We start from the raw sequence: 1,050 nt of genomic DNA on the forward strand, positions 1-1,050 counted from the left end.
CCCCACGCTCCACACGGATACACTTTCCTATACTAACGAAAAGCCAGCGCCCGCAGGCCCTGGCTTTTTGTTTTTCTTATTTTACCATCATACTCTGGAAAAATTCGTCGCCCAGCATGTTCTCTCTGAGTGTAGGGCAATTGTTTTCTGCACACTGGATTGTCCAACCAGCCACTTTGGTTCCGCAGATCACCGCTTCTTCCAGCGGCAAACCGCGCACCAGACCCATTACCGTACCGGAAAAAAACGCATCGCCAGCACCCGAAGAATCTATCATCCGAACCGGGAACACAGGTTGGTGTCCGGCTCGTCCGCTGCGGCTGTCATAATACACAGCGCCTTTTTCCCCCAGTGTCACGACGATAGATACAAGGCCTGTACGCCTGGTAAAGTCGGCCAGCGCTTCCAATTGTTCTGCCGTCTCCATCAAGGTAAAGTCACGTGCCATAAACATATCGGCCTCGAAGTTGTTACAAATAAAGCACTCCAGACCACCCAGCAAATCGGGATGTTTTATGATTACCTCAAGGTTGCCGGGGATGCCGTAGACCGGACGCTCGTACTGCTTTGCAAGCTCAAGCGTCCGGCGAGCGATTGTTTCGTTTAAGTCAAGCTCCAGCACCACATGCGACGACATGCGGACAACTTCTTCCCCCCTTGTCTTGATCACCGTTTCCAGTACATCCAGAATCGGCATCTGGGAAATGGAGCCGGCCAGATTTCCGTTCTCATCCAAAATTGCAAGCCACATGCCCATTCCCTGCGCCGGACGGGTCTGTACATACTCTGTGCGAATCGAAGCCGCTTGAAGGCGTGCCATCACTTCCTGCCCGAGGCCAGACTCATCCACCGAGGATACAAAAGCGGTCGGAACATCCAGATTGGCCAGATTCTCCACCACATTACGGCCAACGCCACCATGCACAAACTGTACGCTGCCGATATTTCGCGTATCGGCCTGATAATTCTGTTTCGCGAACCCCTTGCAATCGACAAATATCGTTCCTATTACCGAAACGAATGCTGACATAAACTCAGTCCCCTTTATCC

Annotated in this window: 1 protein-coding gene; it reads right to left on the bottom strand. The window is 52.2% G+C overall.

The features are described from left to right. Positions 1–76: 76 nt before the first annotated feature. The gene (locus tag ADA01nite_RS11640) at positions 77–1,030 is read right to left on the bottom strand and encodes a carbohydrate kinase family protein (RefSeq protein WP_146810141.1); all 954 of its coding nucleotides are present in this window, start codon (positions 1,028–1,030) and stop codon (positions 77–79) included. Positions 1,031–1,050: the final 20 nt, after the last annotated feature.

The organism is Aneurinibacillus danicus (assembly GCF_007991215.1).
Taxonomy (GTDB): Bacteria; Bacillota; Bacilli; order Aneurinibacillales; family Aneurinibacillaceae; genus Aneurinibacillus; species Aneurinibacillus danicus.